The sequence below is a fragment of the Streptomyces mutomycini genome (genome assembly GCF_001700505.1).
Lineage (GTDB): Bacteria > Actinomycetota > Actinomycetes > Streptomycetales > Streptomycetaceae > Streptomyces > Streptomyces mutomycini.
Window position 1 is genome coordinate 1 of sequence record NZ_MAPV01000345.1, and the last position, 1,339, is coordinate 1,339.

The 1,339-nt window shown below is 67.7% G+C and carries 2 protein-coding genes; both read left to right on the forward strand.

What is annotated here, in order from left to right; genetic code table 11:
- On the forward strand, window positions 1-489 hold a 489-nt coding region (locus tag BFF76_RS30350; protein WP_065849503.1), incomplete at its 5' end, for a UTRA domain-containing protein.
- A 446-nt stretch (window positions 490-935) separates the two neighbouring features.
- Window positions 936-1,339, forward strand: a 404-nt coding sequence (locus BFF76_RS30355) for a helix-turn-helix domain-containing protein (protein WP_141695713.1), incomplete at its 3' end; no start/stop codon positions are given.

Here is a 1,339-nt window from a genome sequence, read left to right on the forward strand (position 1 = left end):
CTCCTGCACGGGGCCACCGGAAGCGCTCTCGGCGGCGGCGAGACGTCCCGCATCTTGGAGGTGGGCACGATCGGAGCGGACTCCTTGATCGCTCCCCGCCTTGACGTGGCGCCCGGCACGCCCGTCCACGTGCGCCGTCGCGTGGTCAGCCGGGGAGGCGTCCCGGTGCACGTCAGCAGCTCCTACTATCCGGCCTACGTGATCGCCGTGACGCCCGAGCTAACGCAGCCGGTGTCCACCGGAGCATCGCGGGAGCTTGCGGCGGAACGCCTGGGGACGGCGCAGGACGAGGTGCTGGAAGAGGTGACATCTCGCCTCGCCACAGAGACGGAAAAAACCACCCTCGGCCTCACGGCGGGAGATGTAGTCGTGACTCAGGTAGTGCGGACCGTGACTCTCACGGACGGCCGCGTGGTGGAAGTGGCCGTCAAGGTCGCCGGCGGCTCGACCATCCTCCGCTGGACCACGTCCCTCCGGCCCGAAGCCTGACAGGCCAAACGGGCAAACGGCCGGTCACCAGCCAGTAACTGGCCGTTAGAGTGATCGCAAGCAAGACAGCAGAAAGCCCGACCCCCCTCATTCTTGGCGGAGCGAGGGGGCCGGGCTTCAGATCCCGCAGTGCGGGGCCGATCTGTTTCAGATCATACGTGGTCAGCACCCTTCGGGGCGAGCGCCACGGAGGTCGGTGGGAGCAGCGGCAGCGCACTCGGGCAGGGAATGGAGCCCTTCATGTGCCGTGACCAGCGTGGTCACACCACCGCTACACCACACACCGTGGCAAGGACCACATGCCTCGCCACCGCACCCGGATGGTTTTGGGCCTCGGGTACGCACATCGCCAGGCCGACCATTACTGACACCCGGCCGGGCGATCTCCAGCAGGAGCTCATGATGCTGGCGTCCCGTCGCACCGTTGCCCCTGCTGGGGGAGCCCGATGAGCGTTGAGGCTCTCAACTACTCCCACCGCGTCAAGGTCGGGAACACCACGGCCAAGTTCGTATTGACTCGACTCGCTGACCGAGCCGACGAACGGTTCTCCTGCTTCCCGTCGGTCCCGCTGATCGCGGCCGAAGTCGAGGTCAGCGAGCGCAGCGTTCAACGCGCGCTCACCCTGCTCCGCGACCTGTGTCTCGTATCGGATCGCCCGCAGTACCGGGCTGACGGCTCCCAGACGACCAGCCGCTACACACTTCACGGACCGTGGGACGACTACGCAGGCACCGGCGTCCCGTTCCCGGAAGTCGTCACCCCAAAGCAGGCCCGGACCGAGCTGTGGGCACAGGCTCCAGCGGAAGCCCCGTTCCGGGCGGGCACCGCCGCCGCCGTGGCACTCAGTGG